Source organism: Variovorax sp. J2P1-31, assembly GCF_030317215.1.
Taxonomy (GTDB): domain Bacteria; phylum Pseudomonadota; class Gammaproteobacteria; order Burkholderiales; family Burkholderiaceae_C; genus Variovorax.
On sequence record NZ_JASZYA010000001.1, the window covers coordinates 184,161 to 203,371 of the forward strand.

The window sequence follows — 19,211 nt, forward strand, 5'->3', positions numbered from 1 at the left end:
CACCGACGCTGTGGCGTTTCGAAGGCCGGCGGCCCCCACCCCGACCCTCCCCCAGCGGGGGAGGGAGGAATACCAAAGAGCGTCAGCTTCCCAGGTACGCGTCCTGCACCTTCGGATTTCCCAGCAGCTCCCGCCCGCTGCCCGCGAGCACGATCGACCCGGTCTCGATCACATAGGCCCGGTCCGCGATCTTCAGCGCCTGGCGCACGTTCTGCTCCACCAGGAAGATCGTCAGCCCCTGCTTGTTGATCTCGCGCAGCGTGCGGAAGATGTCCTGCACGATGATCGGCGCCAGGCCCATCGAGGGCTCGTCCAGCAGCAGCACGCGGGGCTTGGCCATCAGCGCGCGGCCGATGGCCAGCATCTGCTGCTCGCCGCCCGACAGGTTGCCCGCCAGGCCGTCGGCCCGGTCCTTGAGCACCGGGAACAGCGTGTAGATGCGCTCCAGGTCGGCTGCGCGCGCGGCCGCGCCGTCGCGCCGCGTGTAGGCGCCGAGCTCGAGGTTCTCGCGCACCGTCAGCGTGGTCAGCGTGGCGCGGCCTTCGGCCACCTGCACCAGGCCGCCGGCCACGATCTTGTGCGGCGACAGCGTCGTGATGTCCTGGCCCGCGAACAGCACGCGTCCGGCGGTCTTCTTCACCAGGCCCGACAGCGCCAGCAGCGTGGTCGACTTGCCGGCGCCGTTGGCACCGACCAGCGTGGTGATCTGGCCTTCGTGCAGCGCGAAGTCGATGCCCTTGACGGCCTCGACGTGGCCGAAGGACACCTTCAGGCCCTGGACCTGCAGCAAGGGGGTGTTCGTGGCGACGCTCATGCCGGGGTCTCCTGGTCGTTCGTGGCTTCGTCGTCCTCGCGGCCGAGGTAGGCCTCGATCACCTGCGGGTCGTTGCGGATCTGGTCGGGGCCGCCGCGCGCGATGATGCGGCCGAAGTTCAGCACCGCGATCTGCTGGCACAGGCCCATCACGAAGCGCATGTCGTGCTCGATCATGAAGACCGTGAAGCCGCGCGCCGCGATGTTCTCGATCTCGACCATCAGCTCGCTCTTCTCGGTGCTGTTCATGCCGGCCACCGGCTCGTCGAGCAGCAGCAGCGTGGGCTCGGTGGCCAGCGCGCGCGCGAGTTCCAGCTTGCGCTGGTCGCCGTACGAGAGGTTGTCGGCCACGTCGTGCGCCTTGTGGTCGAGCTTGACCCAGCTCAGCAGTTCGCGCGCACGCTCGCGGGCACGCTTCTCCTCGCTGCGGAACAGGCCCGAGCCGGCCAGCAGCCCGAGCGGGCCGTAGCGCAGCTTGGCGTCCATGCCCACCGTCACGTTCTCCAGCAGCGACATCTCCTTGAAGATGCGGATGTTCTGGAAGGTGCGCGCGATGCCGCCGCGGGTGATCTGGAAGGGCTTGCGGCCCGCCAGGTCCTGGCCTTCGAAGTGGATCGTGCCGCTGGTGGTCGGCAGCAGGCCGGTGATCAGGTTGAACACCGTGGTCTTGCCGGCGCCGTTGGGACCGATCAGGCCGAAGATGCCGCCCTTGGGAATGTCGAGGTTCACGTCCTGCAGGACCTTGAGCCCGCCGAAGTGCCGCGACACGTTCTTCAATGTCAAAAGTGTCTGGTCGCTCATGCTGCGCTCCCCTTGCGGCCGAACCATTGGCGGATGCGTGCCGGGTCCCAGATGCCCTTGGGCAGGAACAGCACGATCAGCACCAGGATGAAGCCATTGACCACCAGGCGGAAGGCACCCAGGCCGCGCAGCGTTTCCGGCAGCAGCGTGAGGATGGCGCCGCCCAGCACCGGGCCGGTGAGGCTGCCGATACCGCCCAGGATCGCCATCGTGAGGATGTCGACCGCGCGGTTGAAGCCGTACTCGCCCGGGCCGATGAAGAAGGTCAGGTGCGCGTTGAGCGTGCCCGCCAGGCCGGCGATGGCGCCGCCCAGCACGAAGGCCAGCATCTTGTGGCCCGCCACGTCGATGCCCATCAGGCCCGCGGCGGTCTCGTCTTCCTTGATGGCCTCGAAGGCGCGGCCGACCTTGGAGCGGCGGATGCGCCACAGCACCAGCAGCGTGAGCACCAGCGCCAGCGCCACATGCCACCACTCGGTGGATTGCGGGATGCCGTTCAGGCCCAGCGCGCCGCCCGTGAGCGACTCGGCGTTGAGGATGGTGATGCGCACCACCTCGCCGAAGGCCAGCGTGGCCATCGCGAGGTAGACGCCCGACAGCCGCAGCGTGGGCTTGCCGATGACGAAGGCGACCAGCGCCGGCGCGGCCATGCCGGCGGCGATGGCCACCGGGAAGGGCACGCCGTAGTTGAGCGTGAGGATCGAGGCGGTGTAGGCGCCGATGCCCATGAAGGCCGCGTTGGCCAGGGCCAGCATGCCGCAGGCCAGCGTGAGCCAGATCGAGAGCGCCAGCAGGCCGTTGATGCCCAGCGAGAGCACCAGGTTGCTGTAGACCGACCAGAAATTGTCGAGAGCTTCCATGGTCAGACCTTGCGCTCCTTCAACGAGCCGAAGAGACCCTTGGGGCGCACGAGCAGCACCAGGAACAGCAGGCCGAAGGCCACCGCGTCGCGCATGTTGGAGCCCACGTAGGCCACCGACAGCACCTCGGCGAAACCGAGGAACAGGCCGCCCAGCAGCGCGCCGCGGATGTCGCCCATGCCGCCCAGGATGATCACCGCGATGCCCTTCTCGAGCATCGGCTGGCCCATCAGCGGGAACAGCGCGTTGGAGTACAGGCCGATCAGCACGCCGGCCACGCCGCCCAGGCCCGCGGCCACGAAGGAGGTCAGGTAGAACAGGCCTTCGACGTTCACGCCGACCAGGTAGGCCGCCTTGGGCGATTCGGCGATCGCGCGCAGGGCGCGGCCCAGCTGCGTGCGCTGCAGCGACAGCATCAGCACGCCCATCAGCACGAAGGACGAGAGCACGATGCCCAGTTCGAGCACGGTGACGTGGATGCTGCCGATGACCAGCGCGTCGTCGGGGATGGTGCCGGGCGGGAAGCGCAGGTTCTCGGCGCCGAAGATGCCCTGGATGCCGTTGTTCAGGATGATGGCCACGCCGATGGTGGCGATCATCGGGATCAGGTGGGGCGCGTTGCGCTTGCGCAGCGGCTTGAGAACCAGCACGTCGATCACGAAGCCCACCACGCCGCAGAAGGCGAAGGCGAAGGGCAGGCCGACCCACAGGGGCATGCCCGAGACGCGCATGAATTCGGCCGCGGCATAGGCGCCGACCATGAACACCGCGCCGTGCGAGAGGTTGATGACGCCGAGCACGCCGAAGATGAGTGTGAAGCCGAGCGCGAAGAGTGCGTAGACGCACCCCAGCGACAAGGCGTTGACAAGCTGCTGATCGAGCACGATGGGCTTCCGTCAGGCCGCGGGCAGGGCGCGCCGCGGCAAATCAAAAAAAGAAAACGGCGCAGAGGTCTGCGCCATTGAGGGAACAGGGCGGGCCGCGCGGCCCGCCGGCGAGAGGCTTACTTCTCGATCACGAACTGCGTGCCGCGCGACACGCTCACGATGGCCTTCTGCTGCGCGTCGTAGCCGGCGGGCTTGCCGGCCTTGTCCGTGGCGCGCGCGAAGGCGAAGGCGCCGGTGGCACCGGTCCACTTCACGTCGGGCAGTGCATTGCGCAGCGCGCTGCGGTCGGCCGCGAGGTTGCCCGAGAGCTTCACGCCCTTGAGCGCCTGGGCCACCACGTACAGGCCGTCGTAGGCCTGGGCCGCGAACTGGTCCGGCGCGATCTTGAACTTGTCGTTGTAGGCCTTCTGGAACTTGGTGTTCTCGGCCGTGGCGTTACTGGCCGACCAGGGGCTGCCCACGTAGAGGTTGTCCGAGCTGCCCTTGGCCAGTTCGAAGATCTTGGTCGAGTTCATGCCGTTGCCGCCGATGATCGGCACGTTCAGGCCGAGCTGGCGCGCTTGCACCATCACCGGCGCGCCTTCGGCGAGCAGGGCCGACAGCACGATCGCGTCGGGGTTGGTGGCCTTGATCTTGGTCAGCTGGGCCTTGAAGTCCACGTCGCCCTTGGCGAAGGTCTCGGTGGTGGTCACGGGCAGCTTCAGGTCTTCCAGGGCCTTCTTGAAGTTGTCGTAGCCACTCTTGGTGAACACGTCGTCGTTGCCGTAGAGCACCGCGACCTTCTTCACGTTGGCGTGCTTGATCGCCACGCGCAGCGTCTCGGGCAGCACGTCGGCCTCGGTCACCGAGTTGCGGAAGATGTAGTCGCCGATCGAGGTGATGCCGTCGGCGGTGTTCGAGGTGCCGAAGGCCACGGTCTTGGAGGCCTGGGCGATCGGGTCGGCCGCCTGGGCCGAGTTCGACAGCGTGGGGCCGAAGGTCATCAGGACCTTGTCCTGGAAGATCAGCTTCTTGAAGACGTTGATCGCGTCTTCCTTCTTGCCTTGCTCGTCCTCGATGGCCAGCACGATCTTGTCGCCGTTGATGCCGCCAGCGGCATTGATCTCGTCGGCGGCCAGCTGGAAGCCGTTGCGGATGGCGGCGCCGTACTGCGCGGCACCACCGGAAAGGGCTGCGGCCACGCCGATCTTGATGTCGGCGGCCTGGGCGCCGAAGGCGGTGGCGGCGGCGAGCGCGAGCAATGCGGGCTTGAAGGAAATGGGGTTTCTCATGAGAAGGCCGTTGTCAGGGAGGTATAAGGGCGGTCTCACATTTTATGCCTCCCGCCCGCGGACCGCTCCGTGGCTGCGGCGCCCGACTTGCGGCGGCGCAGGGTAAACCCCCCGCCGAACGCTGTAAGTGCTTTTTTACAATCGCCCGGGCTGACACCCCAGTCGCTGACGCGGTCATGAGCCGCATGTCGTTTTTCTCAAAGAACCCGGAGTTGTCCATGGATCGTCGTTCCCTCATCAAAAACGCTGGCATCGCGGGCGTGTTGGCCGCAGGCATCGCGCCTGCAGTGCATGCCCAGACGGCCGTGCGCTGGCGTCTCGCCTCGAGCTTTCCCCGTTCCCTGGACACCATCTTCGGCAGCGCCGAAATGCTCTCGAAGACCGTCAAGGCCCTGTCGGGCGGCAAGTTCGAGATCACCGCGCACCCGGCCGGCGAACTGATGCCCGCCTTCGGCGTGGTCGATGCGCTGCAGGGCGACACCATCGAGATGGCGCAGAGCGCCGCCTACTACTTCACCGGCAAGGACCCGATCTTCGCCTTCAGCTGCGCCGTGCCCTTCGGCCTGACCGCGCGCCAGAACGACGCCTGGAAGGAATACGGCAACGGCCGCAAGCTGCTGGACGCCTTCTTCGCGCAGTACAACTTCCGCACGGCCAGCGCCGGCAACACCGGCACCCAGATGGGCGGCTGGTACCGCAAGGAAATCAAGACCGTCGCCGACCTCAAGGGCCTGAAGATGCGCATGGGCGGCGGCGTGTTCGGCGAATCGATGGCCAAGCTGGGCGTGATCTCGCAGAACATGCCCGCGGGCGACGTCTACCAGGCGCTCGAGAAGGGCACGCTGGATGCGGCCGAATTCGTCGGCCCCTACGACGACCTGAAGCTGGGCTTCAACAAGGTCGCGCCCTTCTACTACTACCCCGGCTGGTGGGAAGGCGGCGCCGACCTCGAGTTCTTCGTCAACAACAAGGCCTTCGCCAAGCTGTCGGACGAGAACAAGGCCATCCTCGATGCGGCCATGAAGGTCGCCGCACGCGACATGACCGCCAAGTACGACGCCTACAACCCGATCGCGCTGAAGAAGCTGGTCGCCGACAAGACCCAGCTCAAGGCCTTCCCCAAGGCCGTGATGGACGCCGGCTTCAAGACCGCCATGGAAGTCTTCGCCGAGCACGAAGCCAAGTCGCCGGAGTTCAAGAAGATCCACCAGGACATGCGCACCTTCCAGCGCGACCAGATCCTCTGGAACCGCTTCTCCGAGTTCCCGTTCAACCAGTACATGAACGGCGTGAAGGTCTGAGTCCGACGCCGGCCTTCGCGGCCGGCGCCCAAAGAAAAACCGCGCACTGCGCGGTTTTTTTTCGCCTGCATCCAGGCGGTGGGCCGAGGCGCAGGAGCGCCCCGGTGGGTTCAGGGACTCTTGGGTTTGAGCGAGTCCTGCAGCGCCTTGAGCGGATCGTCGGCGGTCGACTCGGGCGGCGCCGACGAAGGCTCCGCGCCGGGCTCGGGCATCGCGCCGCCTTCGGTCGGTGCCGCGGGTTCGGTGCTCGGTTCTTCGTTCGCGCCGTAGCCACCGTCGGTGTCGTTGCTCTCGGGCTGCAGCTGCTCGCGCATCTGCTCGCCCACCTTGTCGAGGTCGTAGTTCTGCACCTTGTCCAGGCTGCCGGTGACCAGGCCCGGGAATGCGATCAGCACGCCCACCATCACCAGCTGGATCAGCACGAAAGGCACCGCGCCGCGGTAGATCTGCATGGTCGTGACCGGTTGCATGATCTTCTGCGTCACGCGGTCGACGTAGGGCTTCTCGGGCGCCACCGAGCGCAGGAAGAACAGCGCGAAGCCGAAGGGCGGATGCATGAACGAGGTCTGCATGTTGACCGCCAGCAGCACGCCGAACCAGATCAGGTCGATGCCCAGCTTGTGCGCCACCGGCGCCAGCAGCGGCACCACGATGAAGGACAGCTCGAAGTAGTCGAGGAAGAAGGCCAGGATGAAGATCAGCAGGTTCACCACGATCAGGAAGCCGATCTGTCCGCCCGGCAGGCCGGTCAGCAGGTGCTCGACCCAGATCGGGCCGTCGGCGGCCTGGAACACCAGGCCGAAGACGGTGGCGCCGATCAGGATGAACATCACGAAGCTGCCCAGCTTGGTCGTGACGGTCAGCGCCTGCTTGAGCAGGTTCATGTCGAGGCGCTTGCGCACCACGCCCATCACCAGCGCGCCGATCGCGCCCATGGCGCCGCCTTCGGTCGGCGTGGCCACGCCCAGGAAGATGGTGCCCAGCACCAGGAAGATCAGCAGCAGTGGGGGGATCAGCACGAAGGTCACGCGTTCGGCCAGGCGCGACAGCAGCTTGAGGCCGGTGAGCTTGTTGAAGACCGCGATCACGAAGGCCACGAAGGTGCCGCCGCACATCGCGACCACGACCTTCTCGTCGGTGGCGACGAAGGTGACTTCCTGGCCCTGCCACCAGCTGTGCAGCGCGGTCATGTTCTGCGCCAGCAGGATCGCGGCGATGGCCGAGATGGTCATCAGCACGACCAGCGACATGTAGCCGCCGCCGCCGTTGGGCTCGCGGTAGATGCGGGCTTCGGGCGGCAGTGCGGGCACGCGCTCGGGCTTGAAGATCGCCAGGAAGGCGACGTAGAGCACGTACAGCCCCACCAGCATGAAGGCCGGGAGGAAGGCGCCCTTGTACATGTCGCCGACGCTCTTGCCCAGCTGGTCGGCCATGATGATCAGCACCAGCGAGGGCGGGATGATCTGCGCCAGCGTGCCGGAGGCCGCGATCACGCCCGAGGCCATGCGCCGGTCGTAGCCGTAGCGCAGCATGATGGGCAGCGAGATCAGGCCCATCGAGATCACCGAGGCGGCGACCACGCCGGTGGTGGCGGCCAGCAGCGCGCCCACGAAGATCACGGCCAGCGCCAGGCCGCCGCGCATCGGGCCGAAGACCTGGCCGACGGTGTCGAGCAGGTCCTCGGCCATGCCGCTTCGCTCCAGTATCAGCCCCATGAGCGTGAAGAAGGGAACGGCCAGCAGCGTGTCGTTGGCCATGATGCCGATGAGCCGCTGCGGCAGCCAGGCCATGACCGAGGACTGGAACACGCCCAGCTCGATGCCGATGAAACCGAAGAACAGCCCGCAGGCGCCGAGGCTGAAGGCCACCGGGAAGCCCAGCAGCAGGAAGATGATCAGCCCCGCGAACATGATCGGGGCGAAGTTGGCAGTGATGAATTCCATGGTGTGTGCGGTGCGCTTCGTTCAGCGGGCCTGGGGCGCCGTCTCGGGCGTGCCGGGCTGGATGCCTGCGCGTTCGCGCAGCACTTCGGCCAGTTCTTCCTCGGCCGATTTCTCGCCCAGCTTGAGCGTCGGGTCCGGGCCCGCGCCGCGCAGGAAGGCGACGCGCTTGATCAGCTCCGACCAGCCCTGCAGCAGCAGCAGCGTGAAGCCCACCGGCAGCGCGAGCCAGACCGGCCAGCGGATCAGGCCGCCCGAGTTGCCGGACATCTCGCCCGACTGGTACTGCGAGATCAGCATGGGCACGGTGTAGTACAGCACCACCAGGCACAGCGGCGTGAGGAACAGCGCGAAGCCGAGGATGTCGATCCACATCTGCGTGCGCTTGGACAGCCGGCTGTTGAGCACGTCGATGCGCACGTGTTCGCGGTGGAGCAGGGTGAAGCCCGCCGCGATCAGGAAGGACCAGGCGAACAGGTACCACTGGACTTCGAGGTAGGCGTTCGAACTGGTGTTGAACACCTTGCGGACCACCGCGTTCAGCGTGCTGATGACCGTGGACGCCAGAATGATCCAGATCGCGTACTTGCCCACTTGGGCATTGAGCCAGTCGATGGCTCTCGACAACTTCATCAGGCCTTGCATAGTCGCTCCATGTTTTGGACGTGCTTGATACGAACACACCCGACATACCGGCGTTGTGCGCAGGCGGGTCGGGTGCAGTGGGGCGGATTTTATCGGTGCATCGCGGGATCCCAATGCGGCGTTTGCCCGTAGTCGGGCCCGGGAAATTGCACCGCGATAATCCGTCGATGCCTGCCCTCCCTGGTCCTGCGTCACGGCCCGCGCATGCGACACCGCAATCGATCGACTCGCCCGACATGCGGCGCGCCGGCCGCGAACTGCTGTCGCTGGCGCTGATCGACGCGCGCAACCACACGCTGCACCTGCTGTCGCTGTGGGAGCAGGCGCAGGAGCGCGGCAGCGCGCTGGCTCAGCCCCAGGAGGGCGTGGTCCCGCCGTTCTGGCTGGGCGGGCACGTCGCCTGGTTCTCCGAATGGTGGATCGCCCGCAACACGCAGCGCGCCTTCGGCCTGGACTGCCCCGCGCGCCCGACGCGGCTGGCGTCGATCGAGCCGCGCGCCGACGACTGGTGGAGCGCCGCGCCCGGCGCCAGCGCCGAACTGCCCGATGCCGAGGCCACGCGCGCCTACCTTCTCGAGACGCTGGAGTGCACGCTCGACCTGCTCGCGCGCGCGGCCGAGACCGACGCCGGCCTGTACTTCTACCGGCTGGCGCTGCTGCACGAGGACCTGCGCGGCGAGCAGCTGATCGTGATGGCCCAGAGCCTGGGCCTGCCGCTGGACATCGAGCTGTCGCCCGCGGCCGCGCCGCGCGCACCGCTGCTGATGCCCGCCACCCACTGGACGCTGGGCCGGCCCGCCGACGCCCCCGGCCTGGCCCTGTCGCAGGAGACCGGCACCTTGCGCATCGCGGTGCCCGAGTTCGAGATCGACGCCCAGCCGGTGAGCTGGCAGCAGTTCGCGGAATTCGTCGACGACGGCGGCTACGACCGCCAGGACCTGTGGCAGCCCGGCGGCTGGCAATGGCTGGCGCAGCAGCCCGACGGGCGCCGCGCGCCGCGTCATGTGGAGCAGATCGGCACCGGCCCGCGCGGCGCGGGTGGCGCGGTGCTGCAGCGCCGCTTCGGCCGCATGGTGCAGGCCGGCAACCACCATGCCGCTGTGCACCTGAGCTGGTGGGAGGCCGACGCCTGGGCGCGCTGGGCCGGCCGCCGCATCGCCACCGAGGTCGAATGGGAGATCGCGGCCCAGGCCGGTGCCCACCGCGGCTTCGGCTGGGGCGGTGTGCACGAATGGACCGCGGGCACGCTGCAGGCCTGGCCCGGCTGGCGTGCCGACCCCTGGAGCAGCGGCACCGAATTCGATCCCGTGCCCGCCTTCGGCACCGCGCGCGTGCTGCGGGGTTCGTCCTTCGCGACCCGGGCGCGCATGCGCTCCATGCATTGGCGCGGCTTCGCACCGCCGGCGCGCGACGACGGCTTCTTCGGCTTCCGCAGCTGCAGCATCTGAGGCATGACCCGCGAGGTCATCGACGCCGCGCGCGAGCGGCGCGATCCTTCATGCACCCCGCGCCGTTGCGGGCCGCAAACGCCGAAGGAATCGCCATGATGAACACCGCCACCCCCGATGCCGCCGGCATCGCCCACGCCTACCTCGCCGTCTGGAACGAGACCGATCCGCTGCGCCGCCGTCGCCTGCTCGAAGCCGGCTGGCAGCCCGATGCCAGCTATGTCGACCCGATGGCGCAGGCCCGCGGACTCGACGCGATCGACGCGCTGGTCGGCGCGGTGCAGCAGCGCTACCCGGGCTTCCGCTTCCACCTCAAGGGCCGGGCCGACGCGCATGGCGACCACCTGCGCTTCGGCTGGACGCTGGGGCCCGCGGGCGCCGAGGACCTGATCGAGGGCTCGGACTTCGCGCAACTCGACGGCGGCAAGCTGCGCGCCGTGACCGGCTTCCTGGACAAGGTGCCGGCCGGGGCCTGAGAAGGCTAGCGCGCCGGCCCGACGCGGCCTTCGTCCAGCGTCACCACCGACTGCGCCAACGCCTCGACGTCGCTCGGGTCGTGCGTGACCAGCAGCGTGGGCACCTGCACGCGCTCGAGCATCTCGGCCAGTTCGGCGCGCAGCCGGACCCGCAGCACCGTGTCGAGCGCGGAGAGCGGCTCGTCGAGCAGCAGCACGCGCGGCTGCGGTGCCAGCGCCCGGGCCAGGGCCACGCGCTGGCGCTGGCCGCCCGACAGGTGGCGCGGCCAGGCGGTGCGCAGGCTGCCCAGGTCGAACTGCCGCACCAGCGCGTCGATGCGCGCGCGCTGGGCCTCGTCGGGGCGCTGGCCCAGGCGGCAGAGGCCGAAGGCCAGGTTCTGCTCGACCGTCATGTGGGGGAACAGCGCATAGTCCTGGAACACCAGGCCCACGCCGCGCGCGCGGGCCGGCAGGTCGATGCCGTGCGCGCTGTCGAGCAGCGCCTCGCCCGCCACCCGCACATGGCCGCGCGCATGCGGCGCCAGGCCCGCGATCGCCATCAGCACCGTCGACTTGCCCGAGCCGGAGGCGCCGATCAGCGCGGTGCGCAGCGTGGTGGACTTGAACTGCGCGTCGAGCTCGAAACGCCGCCCGGGCGATTCCAGCAGGGTCTGCACGTGGATGTCGAGCACCGGGATCATGGTCGTCAATGCTTGGCCTGCAGCATGCGGCCCGACACCACCAGCACCACCACGCACACCACCGAGATCACCAGCGTGAGCCACAGCGCCTGCGCGTCGTTGCCGGCCTGCACGGCGTCGTAGATGGCGATCGACAGCGTCTGCGTCTTGCCGGGCAGGTTGCCGGCGATCATCAGCGTGGCGCCGAATTCGCCCATGGCGCGCGCGAAGGCCAGCATCAGGCCGGCCGTGATGCCGCGCACCGCCAGCGGCAGCGCGATGCGCGCGAAGATCTCGAACTCACCCGCGCCCAGCGTGCGCGCGGCATGCAGGAAGCGGCCGTCCACGTCCTCGAAGGCGGCGCGCGCGGCCTTGTAGATCAACGGCAGCGAGACCAGCGAGGCCGCGATCACCGCGCCCTGCCAGGTGAACATCAGGTTGATGCCGAACCAGCGGTCGAGGTACTGGCCCAGCACGCCGTTGCGGCCGATCACCACGATCAGGTAGTAGCCGAGCACCGTGGGCGGCAGCACCATCGGCAGCATCAGCAGCGCGTCGACGAAGCTCTTGCCCGCGAACTGGCGCCGCGCCATCCACCAGCCCAGGGCGATGCCCATCGCGCCTGCCAGCAGCGTGGCCAGCAGGGCGATCTTGAGCGTGAGCCAGAGGGGAGCGAGCAAGGATCAGGGCTTGGAGAAGCCGAAGCCGTCGAGGATCTGCTGGCCCGGGGCGCTGCGCACGAAGGCGATGAAGTCCTTGCCGCCGGCCGCGTTCTTGCTGCTGGCGATCTGCGCGATCGGGTAGCTCACGGGCGTGGTGGTGGGCACGGTCAGCGCGATGCGCGTCTTCTCGCGTTCGATCAGCGCGTCGGTGCGGTAGACGAAGCCGGCATCGACCTCGGCGCGCGCCACGTAGTTGAGCACCTGGCGCACGCTCTCGCCGTAGATCCACTTGGGTTCCAGCGCGGCCGTGAGGCCGGCTTCCTGCACCGAGGCCATGGTGTAGCGGCCCACGGGCACCGACGACGGCGTGCCGGTCGAGATGCGCTTGTACGCGGCGTCGGAGAGGTCGGACAGCTTGGCGGGCGAGGCCGCGGCGCTGGCGGGGACGATCAGCACCAGCGTGTTGCGCGCGAAGTCGGCGCGCGTGCCCTCGGCCAGCAGGTTGGCCTTGGCGGCGCGGTCCATGGTTTCCTGGTCGGCCGAGGCGAAGACGTCGACCGGCGCGCCCTGCTGGATCTGCGCGAGCAGCGGGCCGGAGGCCGCGAAGTTGAAGGTCACCTTGGTGCCCGGATGCGCCTTCTCGTAGGCCTGCCCGACGGCCTGGAAGGCATTGGTCAGGCTGGCGGCGGCGGACACCACGAGCTCCTGCGCATGCAGCGCGACGCTGCCCAGCGAAAAAACGGCCAGCAGGGTGGCTTTGTGCAGCCAGCGGGGAGTCGTGTTCATCTCGCGTCCTTCGGTTCGCTATTCAAATCGGGAATAGCGAAATCATAACAACGCAGGCACACGCGGACCCTGGGGAAAGCCGCATCAGGCCATGCGGTCGTCGGCGCGGATGGTGGGCAGTGCGTCCAGGCGGTCGGCGAACCAGCCGATGCGCTCGGTGGCGCGCACGTCGAAGCGCGGCACGTAGGGCTTGATATCGAGGACGGGCGTGCCGTCGAGCATGTCGTTGCCCGCGATGTGCAGGATGCGGCCCTCGACCTTCAGCAGCTGCACGATCGACAGCCCCAGCCGGTTCGGCCGGGCCGGCGCGCGTGTGGCGAACACGCCGTGCGTGCGGTCGTCGAGGAAGGGCGTGACTTCCAGCTTCTCGCTGGCGCAGCGATGGAAGTGCGTGAACAGGAGCAGGTACTCGAAGCCCTCGATGTCGCGCAGCCCGGCCGCGAACTCGGCGAAGACCTCGACCCGTGCCAGTTCCTGCGGCACGCCGGCCGACTGGATCGGCATGCCCGTGACCTCGGTGAAGCGGCTGTGCACGCGCGCGACCGGCCGGCAGACGACAGCGTCGTTCATCCGATGGCCTTGTCGCTGGCCGTGAAGGTCCAGGCCGCGGGCCGCGACCCGCTGCGCGCGCCCTGTGCCGGCGAAGACCAGCAGGACCAGACCGTCTGCGACAGCGGCCGGTCGACCGCCGGCGCGGGTTCGGCGATGGTGCCGATGCTGACGAAGCCCGCGAGGAATTCGTGCGGCCCCAGGCCCAGGTCGGCGCAGACCTCGGCGTCGAAGCAGCGGTCGCCGCTGAGCATGATCGCGCCGTAGCCCTGCGCATGCGCGGCGTTGAGCAGGTTGCCCAGCGCGGCCCCGGAGGCCAGCCATTGCTCGCGCAGCGGCACGCGCTTGCGCTGGCGCAGCGACACCACGAAGGCCAGCAGGCAGGGCGGACGGGTGGCGTGTTCGCGTGCGCGGCGCAGGTCGCTCGCGGCCGCCATGGGGTCGCGGCCGCGCTTCTCGCGCTCGAAGATGTCGGCCAGCGCCTCGCGCGCCTCGGCGCGAAACTCGATCACGCGCCAGGGGTGCAGGCGGCCATGGTCGGGGGCCGCGAGGGCCGCCTGCAGCATCAGGTCGAGCGCCTCGGGCGTGGGCGCCGGCCCGGTCAGCCGGCGCGGCGACACCGAGCGCCGCGCCAGCAGCATCGGCAGCGAGGCGTTGGCCGGCGCCTTGTGGCCCAGCATCTCCACGTCGCCGAAGGCCAGGTGGCGCAGCGCGCGGTCGGCCAGCGGGTGCGTGAGCAGCGCCCAGTAGGCGCCCGGCATGGCCGGCGAGCCGGCCGCGGCGCTCCATTCGCGCAGCAGGTCGGCGCTGCCGCGGGCGCGCGCGAACTGCGCCAGCGCCGGTGCATGGCGCCGGTCGAGCGCCGCGTTGAGCGCCTCGGCCTCGGCACCGGCCGCGGCCGCGCTGGCCACCGCGGCCGCGAGCACCGCGTCGTCGAGCTCGCGCTGGGCGACGGCCCCGTGCGGCAGCAGCTCGCGCAGCGCCTCGACCGGCAGGCAGGTGCGCAGCACCGAGGCATGCAGGTGGCGGCCCAGCCGCGCGAGGGAATGACGCGGGGCGGCCGCTTCGGAGGCAAGGGCGTCGGCACTCACGGTAGGGGTCCTTTCAGTACGGGCCGCGGCTGGCCGAGGGGCGGTGCGCCGCGCTATTCCAAAAAAGGATAACGCAAGCGGCGCCGCCGTGTGCGCATTGCACAATGCCCCGCATGGCAAGCCCCCGACTCATCGACGCGCTCGGGCACGGCCCGAGCGACAAGCGCATCGACCTGCTGCGCGGCATCGCCCGCAGCGGCAGCATCTCCCAGGCCGCGCGCGACGCGGGCGTGAGCTACAAGGCCGCCTGGCAGGCCATCGACACCCTGACCAATCTCGCGGGCGTGCCGCTGGTCGAGCGGGCGGTGGGCGGCGCGGGCGGCGGCGGCGCGCTGCTCACGGCGCACGGCGGCCACCTGCTCGAGCTGGCCGAGGCGCTCGACACCGCGCGCCGCGCCGTGCACGCGCGCTGGGCCGCCGGCGGGGCCGAGGCCGCGCCGCGGGCCGACACCACGATCGCGCGGCTGGCGGTGCGCACCAGCATGCGCAACCAGCTGCCGGCCGTGATCGAGGCCTTGCAGCCGACCGGCCGCACGGTGCGCGCCCTGATGCGGCTCGGCGATGCGGCCGAAGGCGGCCGCATCGCCGCGCGCATCACCCAGGAAAGCGCCGAGCTGCTGGGCCTGCACGAAGGCCTGCCGGTGCTCGCGCTGTGCAAGGCCACCGCGGTGCGCGTGGTGCGCGCCGATGCCGCGCCGGCCACCGCGCGCGGCAACCGGCTCGACGGTGCCGTGACGGGCGTGCTGCGCGGCGCGGGCGGCGACGAGATCGCGGTGGCGATCGGCGCCGGCCTGCAGCTGGTGGGCTTCGCGCCGCGCGACGTCGCGCTGCGCACGCGGCAACGCGTGGCGGCCGTGCTCGACGAGGCGGCGGTGGTGGTGGCGCTGCCGGCCTGAGGCGGGCCGGTGCGCAGTGTGCGCACAAATCTTGTGCGGCGGCACGGCTGGCGCGCCGCGGCGTGCGCTCCTACCATTCGGGCCGTCACACTGCATCGGCCATGAAAGGCAACCGCGCATGAAGAAGCACCCCGGCATCCGCCAGCGCCCCGACCCCGCCGTCGCCTAGCGATCCGATCCGGCCACACGCGCGCGGATCCCCCTCGAATTCCAGACCGCATCCCTTCGGGGCGAGCCCGTCTCGCACCCGGTGGCGTCGCGGCGTCCTCTTTTTGTTTGCTGTCACACCCCAAGGAAGAATCATGAAGAACACGTTCAAGTACCGCCTCGGCGCGGTGGGCCTCGTTGCACTGGCGGCATTGGCCGGCTGCGGCGGTGGCGGAGGAGGGGGCCCGGCCCCGTCCGAAGCCCTGGTCTCGCTGCCCGCCCAGGACCTCCAATGGCGCGACGTCCCCGGCACCGGCGGCATCCGCGCCGCCAATGTGCGCGGCGAGATCCTGGGCCAGGGCCCCTACGAGGCCTTCGTGGAATTCCCGGCCGGTTATGTCAACCCGCACCACTTCCACACCCAGGCCCTGCCCACGGTGGTGCTGAGCGGCGTGTTCTACGCGATCTTCGAGGACGGCAAGAAGGTGCAGTACCCGGCGGGCTCCTACTACTACATCCCGGGCAAGCTGCCGCACTTCAGCGGCTGCGAGCCGGGCACCAACTGCCTGCTGTTCCAGTACCAGGCCGACCACTTCGACCTGGTGCCCACGCCCGCCACCCGCTGAGCCTGCGCGCGGCGCAAGATCGCGAGGAATGCTGTTCATTGCCCATGACGGCATGTGGGGTAAAATACAGGCAGGGTGGCATGCCAATCAGGGCATGTCAGGTCATTGCGAAGGTCGGGCCGCCTCGCAGTTTCGTCACGATCGAAAAACATGACCGACACCCCGATCCAATGGATCGCGGCAGCCATCTTCGCTGTCGCCCTGCTCCACACCTTCGCCGCCAAGCAGTTCGAGCGGCTCTCCCATCGCCATCCCGCCCATGCCGGCCTGTTCCACCTGCTGGGCGAGGTCGAGGTCGTCTTCGGCTTCTGGGCCATCGTGCTGGTGCTGGCGATGGCCTTCGTCAGCGGCGGCACGCAGGCGCTGGACTATGCGGAATCGCGCAACTACACCGAGCCCCTGTTCGTCTTCGTGGTGATGGTGATCGCCGCGTCGCGGCCGGTGCTGCGCACGGTGATGGCGAGCGTCGACACGCTGGCGCGGGTGCTGCCGGTGTCCACGCCGCTGGCCACCGCCTGGCTGGGCCTGGCCGCGGTGCCGCTGTTCGGCTCGCTGATCACCGAGCCGGCCGCGATGACCATCGCCGCGCTCATGCTGGCGCCGCAGATCTTCCGGCCGGAGGTGCCCGAGCGCGTCAAGTACCTGGCCCTGGGTGTGCTGTTCGTGAACGTCTCGATCGGCGGCACGCTCACCTCCTATGCGGCACCGCCGGTGCTGATGGTCGCGACCACCTGGCAATGGGACAGCGCCTTCATGTTCGCCACCTTCGGCTGGAAGGCCGCGCTGGCGGTGCTGGTGAACGCCAGCGTCGCGGCCTTCGTGCTGCGCCACCATCTGCGCCCCGCGCCCGCGGCCCTGGACGGCGCAGCGGCCGAAGCGCGCGTGCCGCCGACGGTGGTGGCCGTGCACGTGGGGCTGCTCGCGGGCGTGGTGCTGTTCGCGCATCACCCGGTGGTGTTCCTCGGGCTGTTCCTGATGTTCCTCGGCTTCACCCAAGCCTATGAGCGGCACCAGAGCCCGCTGATCATCAAGGAGGCGCTGCTGGTGGGCTTCTTCCTGGCCGGCCTGGTGGTGCTGGGCGGCATGCAGCAGTGGTGGCTGCAGCCCATCGTCTCGGGCCTGACGCCGATCGCGCTGTTCCTCGGCGCGCTGGGCCTGACCGCCATCACCGACAACGCCGCTCTGACCTACCTCGGTTCGCTGATCGTCGGCATCTCGGACGAGTCGAAGTACATGCTGGTGGCCGGCGCGGTCGCGGGCGGTGGCCTGACGGTGATCGCCAACGCGCCCAATCCCGCCGGCATCGCCCTGCTCAAGCGGGGCTTTGCGGACGAGACGGTCGGCGCGGGCGGGCTGCTGCTCGGGGCGCTGGGGCCCACGGCGGTGGCCGCGGCCGCCTTCATGTTCCTCTGACAAGGCGCTGAACCGCCGCGGGTGTGTCGCGGCGCTTCGGCGGCCTTACTTCTTCATGCCGTCCTTGGACATCGCGTCCTTCGACATCGCATCCTTGCCCATGGCGTCCTTGCCCATGGCGTCCTTCTTCATGCCGTCCTTGGCCATGCCGTCCTTAGCCATCGCGTCCTTGGACATGCCGTCCTTGGCCATCGAATCCTTCTTCATCGCGTCCTTCTTCATGCCGTCCTTGGACATGCTGTCCTTCGACATCGAATCCTTGGCCATGCCGTCCTTGGCCATCTCGTCGGCAGCGAAGGCCGAGACCGAGCCGACGGCGATGAAGGCGGCGAGGAGGGTGGTGCTGAGCTTGTTCATTTGGGTTTCCTTGATGTGATGAGAGCGTTTGTCGAGAGAGAAAAATGGCCGGGTTCGACAGGGCGCCGGCCGCGCGTTGCAGCGGTGCTGAGCCTCGGGTCGCTCAGCTCCCGCCGAACCAGTTGTAGCCCTGGTCTTCCCAGTAGCCGCCAGGGTTGGTGTTGGTGACGAAGATGGCCTTGATGTGCTTCGGGTTCTTGTAGCCCAGCTTGGTCGGCATGCGCAGCTTCATCGGGAAGCCGTACTTCGGCGGCAGCGGCTCGCCGTCGTAGGTCAGCGTGAGCAGGGTCTGCGGATGCAGCGCGGTCGGCATGTCGATGCTGGTGTAGTAGTCGTCGGCGCACTTGAAGCCGATGAACTTCGCGCTGGTGTCGGCGCCCACGCGCCGCAGGAAGTCGGCGAAGCGCACGCCGCCCCATTTGCCGATGGCGCTCCAGCCTTCCACGCAGATGTGGCGCGTGACCTGGTCCTGCTGCGGCATGGCGCGCAGTTCGGCCAGCGTCCATTGGCGCCTGTCGGCCACCAGGCCGGTCACTTCGAGCCGGTAGCTCTCCTCGTCGACCTCGCGCACCTCGCTCTCGCCGTAGAAGGCGTTGAAGGGGAAGGGCCGCGTGATCATCGATTCGGGATACGTGGGCGCGAGCTGCGCGGGATCGAAGATCAGCCCCTGCACCTTGTCGTTGAAGCGCGAGATGGTGTTGAGCGCGGCCTCGACGCCGGCGTTGTCGCTGATGCTGCAGCCGGTGAGCAGCGACAGGCCGCCCAGCGTCAGCGAGCGCGTGAGGAAGGCGCGGCGCGCGGGGTGTTCGACCTTGCGCTGGATCAGCTGGCGGGCTTCGGCCAGCGCGGCCTCGCTGTCGACGCCGATCAGCGGCAGGCGGCGAAGGATCTTCATGACGTCTTTCCTTTGGGCAGGCCGGCGCGGCCGCTGAGCATGGTGAGCAGGGTGCGGGGCACCAGCGCCACCATCACCAGGTGCACCGCGACGAAGCCGACCAGCGCGGCCATTGCGAAGAAGTGGATGCGGCGCGCGAAGTCGTAGCCGCCCAGCAGGTCCCGCAGGACCGCGAACTGCACCGACTTCCAGAGCACCAGGCCCGACAGCACCAGCAGCACGATGTCGAGCATCACGAACAGGTAGGCCGCGCGCTGCACGCTGTTGTAGTGGCGCGGGTCGGCATGCGAGAGCCGGCCGTGCAGGGCCGCGAGCGCGTCGTGCCAGATGCCCCGGACCGACAGCGGGAAGAACTTGCGCAACAGGCGGCCGCTGGCGATGTTGAGCACCAGGTAGATCAATCCGTTGGCCGCCAGCAGCCACATCGCCGCGAAGTGCCATTGCAGCGCGCCGCCCAGCCAGCCGCCCAGCGTGAGGCCCTTGGGGATCTCGAAGGGGAAGAAGGGCGCGGCGTTGTAGATGCGCCAGCCGCTGGTCACCAGCACCAGCACGGCCAGCGCATTGAGCCAGTGGGTGATGCGCATCCACACCGGGTGGATCGGGCGGCGATCGGGGGTGAGGGATGGGTCTTGCATGGGGCGGATTGTTGGGCGCACCTGCTGGCCGAATCCTCACGAAGAGTTCAATA

21 protein-coding genes are annotated in these 19,211 nt (G+C 69.1%); 6 read left to right on the top strand and 15 right to left on the bottom strand.

The window, feature by feature from the left end:
* Positions 1-82: 82 nt before the first annotated feature.
* The 5 genes from QTI20_RS00875 to QTI20_RS00895 form a co-directional block, all read right to left on the bottom strand.
* Positions 83-814, bottom strand: coding sequence for an ABC transporter ATP-binding protein (locus QTI20_RS00875; protein WP_286550767.1), 732 nt, complete (start codon positions 812-814; stop codon positions 83-85).
* On the bottom strand, positions 811-1,614 hold the full coding sequence (locus QTI20_RS00880) for an ABC transporter ATP-binding protein (RefSeq protein WP_286550766.1): 804 nt from the start codon (positions 1,612-1,614) through the stop codon (positions 811-813). Before QTI20_RS00880 ends, QTI20_RS00875 begins: the two co-directional genes overlap by 4 nt.
* Complete coding sequence (locus QTI20_RS00885) at positions 1,611-2,474, bottom strand: branched-chain amino acid ABC transporter permease (RefSeq protein ID WP_286550765.1); 864 nt, start codon at positions 2,472-2,474, stop codon at positions 1,611-1,613. The genes QTI20_RS00880 and QTI20_RS00885 overlap by 4 nt, the downstream gene beginning before the upstream one ends.
* Positions 2,475-2,476: 2 nt before the next feature.
* Positions 2,477-3,358 (bottom strand): branched-chain amino acid ABC transporter permease, encoded by an 882-nt coding sequence (locus tag QTI20_RS00890; RefSeq protein WP_286550764.1) that lies wholly within the window; start codon positions 3,356-3,358, stop codon positions 2,477-2,479.
* A 119-nt stretch (positions 3,359-3,477) separates the two neighbouring features.
* A complete protein-coding gene (locus QTI20_RS00895) occupies positions 3,478-4,632 on the bottom strand; it encodes an ABC transporter substrate-binding protein (RefSeq protein ID WP_286550763.1) in 1,155 nt (384 codons plus the stop codon).
* Between the two features lie 218 nt (positions 4,633-4,850).
* On the opposite strand from QTI20_RS00895, the gene QTI20_RS00900 reads away from it, so the two are divergent.
* On the top strand, positions 4,851-5,933 hold the full coding sequence (locus QTI20_RS00900) for a TRAP transporter substrate-binding protein (protein ID WP_286550762.1): 1,083 nt from the start codon (positions 4,851-4,853) through the stop codon (positions 5,931-5,933).
* A gap of 110 nt (positions 5,934-6,043) precedes the next feature.
* On the opposite strand, the gene QTI20_RS00905 is transcribed toward QTI20_RS00900, so the two are convergent.
* On the bottom strand, positions 6,044-7,876 hold the full coding sequence (locus tag QTI20_RS00905; RefSeq protein WP_286550761.1) for a TRAP transporter large permease: 1,833 nt from the start codon (positions 7,874-7,876) through the stop codon (positions 6,044-6,046).
* A gap of 21 nt (positions 7,877-7,897) precedes the next feature.
* Entirely contained in the window at positions 7,898-8,518 is a 621-nt protein-coding gene (locus QTI20_RS00910) for a TRAP transporter small permease subunit (RefSeq protein WP_286550760.1), read from the bottom strand.
* 167 nt (positions 8,519-8,685) lie between these two features.
* Here QTI20_RS00910 and QTI20_RS00915 point away from each other — a divergent pair, with 167 nt between their 5' ends.
* Together QTI20_RS00915 and QTI20_RS00920 are read left to right on the top strand one after the other, a co-directional pair.
* Complete coding sequence (locus tag QTI20_RS00915) at positions 8,686-9,966, top strand: SUMF1/EgtB/PvdO family nonheme iron enzyme (RefSeq protein ID WP_286550759.1); 1,281 nt, start codon at positions 8,686-8,688, stop codon at positions 9,964-9,966.
* Positions 9,967-10,064: 98 nt separating this feature from the next.
* Positions 10,065-10,442, top strand: coding sequence for a nuclear transport factor 2 family protein (locus QTI20_RS00920; protein ID WP_286550758.1), 378 nt, complete (start codon positions 10,065-10,067; stop codon positions 10,440-10,442).
* Positions 10,443-10,447: 5 nt separating this feature from the next.
* On the opposite strand, the gene QTI20_RS00925 is transcribed toward QTI20_RS00920, so the two are convergent.
* The 5 genes from QTI20_RS00925 to QTI20_RS00945 all read right to left on the bottom strand — a co-directional run bounded on the left by QTI20_RS00925 (position 10,448) and on the right by QTI20_RS00945 (position 14,189).
* On the bottom strand, positions 10,448-11,122 hold the full coding sequence (locus QTI20_RS00925) for an ABC transporter ATP-binding protein (protein WP_286551016.1): 675 nt from the start codon (positions 11,120-11,122) through the stop codon (positions 10,448-10,450).
* A 5-nt stretch (positions 11,123-11,127) separates the two neighbouring features.
* Positions 11,128-11,781, bottom strand: coding sequence for a molybdate ABC transporter permease subunit (gene modB, locus QTI20_RS00930; RefSeq protein WP_286550757.1), 654 nt, complete (start codon positions 11,779-11,781; stop codon positions 11,128-11,130).
* A gap of 3 nt (positions 11,782-11,784) precedes the next feature.
* Positions 11,785-12,549, bottom strand: a complete 765-nt coding sequence (gene modA / locus QTI20_RS00935) for a molybdate ABC transporter substrate-binding protein (RefSeq protein WP_286550756.1) — start codon at positions 12,547-12,549, stop codon at positions 11,785-11,787.
* Positions 12,550-12,633: 84 nt separating this feature from the next.
* Entirely contained in the window at positions 12,634-13,119 is a 486-nt protein-coding gene (gene tsaA / locus QTI20_RS00940; RefSeq protein WP_286550755.1) for a tRNA (N6-threonylcarbamoyladenosine(37)-N6)-methyltransferase TrmO, read from the bottom strand.
* Entirely contained in the window at positions 13,116-14,189 is a 1,074-nt protein-coding gene (locus tag QTI20_RS00945; RefSeq protein WP_286550754.1) for a nitroreductase family protein, read from the bottom strand. Before QTI20_RS00945 ends, tsaA begins: the two co-directional genes overlap by 4 nt.
* Before the next feature lie 113 nt (positions 14,190-14,302).
* On the opposite strand from QTI20_RS00945, the gene QTI20_RS00950 reads away from it, so the two are divergent.
* The 3 genes from QTI20_RS00950 (at position 14,303) to QTI20_RS00960 (ending at position 17,271) form a co-directional block, all read left to right on the top strand.
* Positions 14,303-15,085 carry a TOBE domain-containing protein gene (locus QTI20_RS00950; protein ID WP_353507271.1) on the top strand — a complete coding sequence of 261 codons (783 nt, stop codon included), beginning with the start codon at positions 14,303-14,305 and terminating at the stop codon, positions 15,083-15,085.
* 302 nt (positions 15,086-15,387) lie between these two features.
* Entirely contained in the window at positions 15,388-15,858 is a 471-nt protein-coding gene (locus QTI20_RS00955) for a cupin domain-containing protein (RefSeq protein ID WP_286550752.1), read from the top strand.
* Positions 15,859-16,008: 150 nt separating this feature from the next.
* On the top strand, positions 16,009-17,271 hold the full coding sequence (locus tag QTI20_RS00960; protein ID WP_286550751.1) for a putative Na+/H+ antiporter: 1,263 nt from the start codon (positions 16,009-16,011) through the stop codon (positions 17,269-17,271).
* Between the two features lie 45 nt (positions 17,272-17,316).
* Here the strand turns inward: QTI20_RS00960 and QTI20_RS00965 are convergent, their stop codons facing one another.
* The 3 genes from QTI20_RS00965 to QTI20_RS00975 form a co-directional block, all read right to left on the bottom strand.
* Positions 17,317-17,628, bottom strand: a complete 312-nt coding sequence (locus QTI20_RS00965; protein ID WP_286550750.1) for a pentapeptide MXKDX repeat protein — start codon at positions 17,626-17,628, stop codon at positions 17,317-17,319.
* 103 nt (positions 17,629-17,731) lie between these two features.
* Complete coding sequence (locus QTI20_RS00970) at positions 17,732-18,523, bottom strand: molybdopterin-binding protein (RefSeq protein WP_286550749.1); 792 nt, start codon at positions 18,521-18,523, stop codon at positions 17,732-17,734.
* The gene (locus QTI20_RS00975; protein ID WP_286550748.1) at positions 18,520-19,158 is read right to left on the bottom strand and encodes a cytochrome b/b6 domain-containing protein; all 639 of its coding nucleotides are present in this window, start codon (positions 19,156-19,158) and stop codon (positions 18,520-18,522) included. Before QTI20_RS00975 ends, QTI20_RS00970 begins: the two co-directional genes overlap by 4 nt.
* Positions 19,159-19,211: the final 53 nt, after the last annotated feature.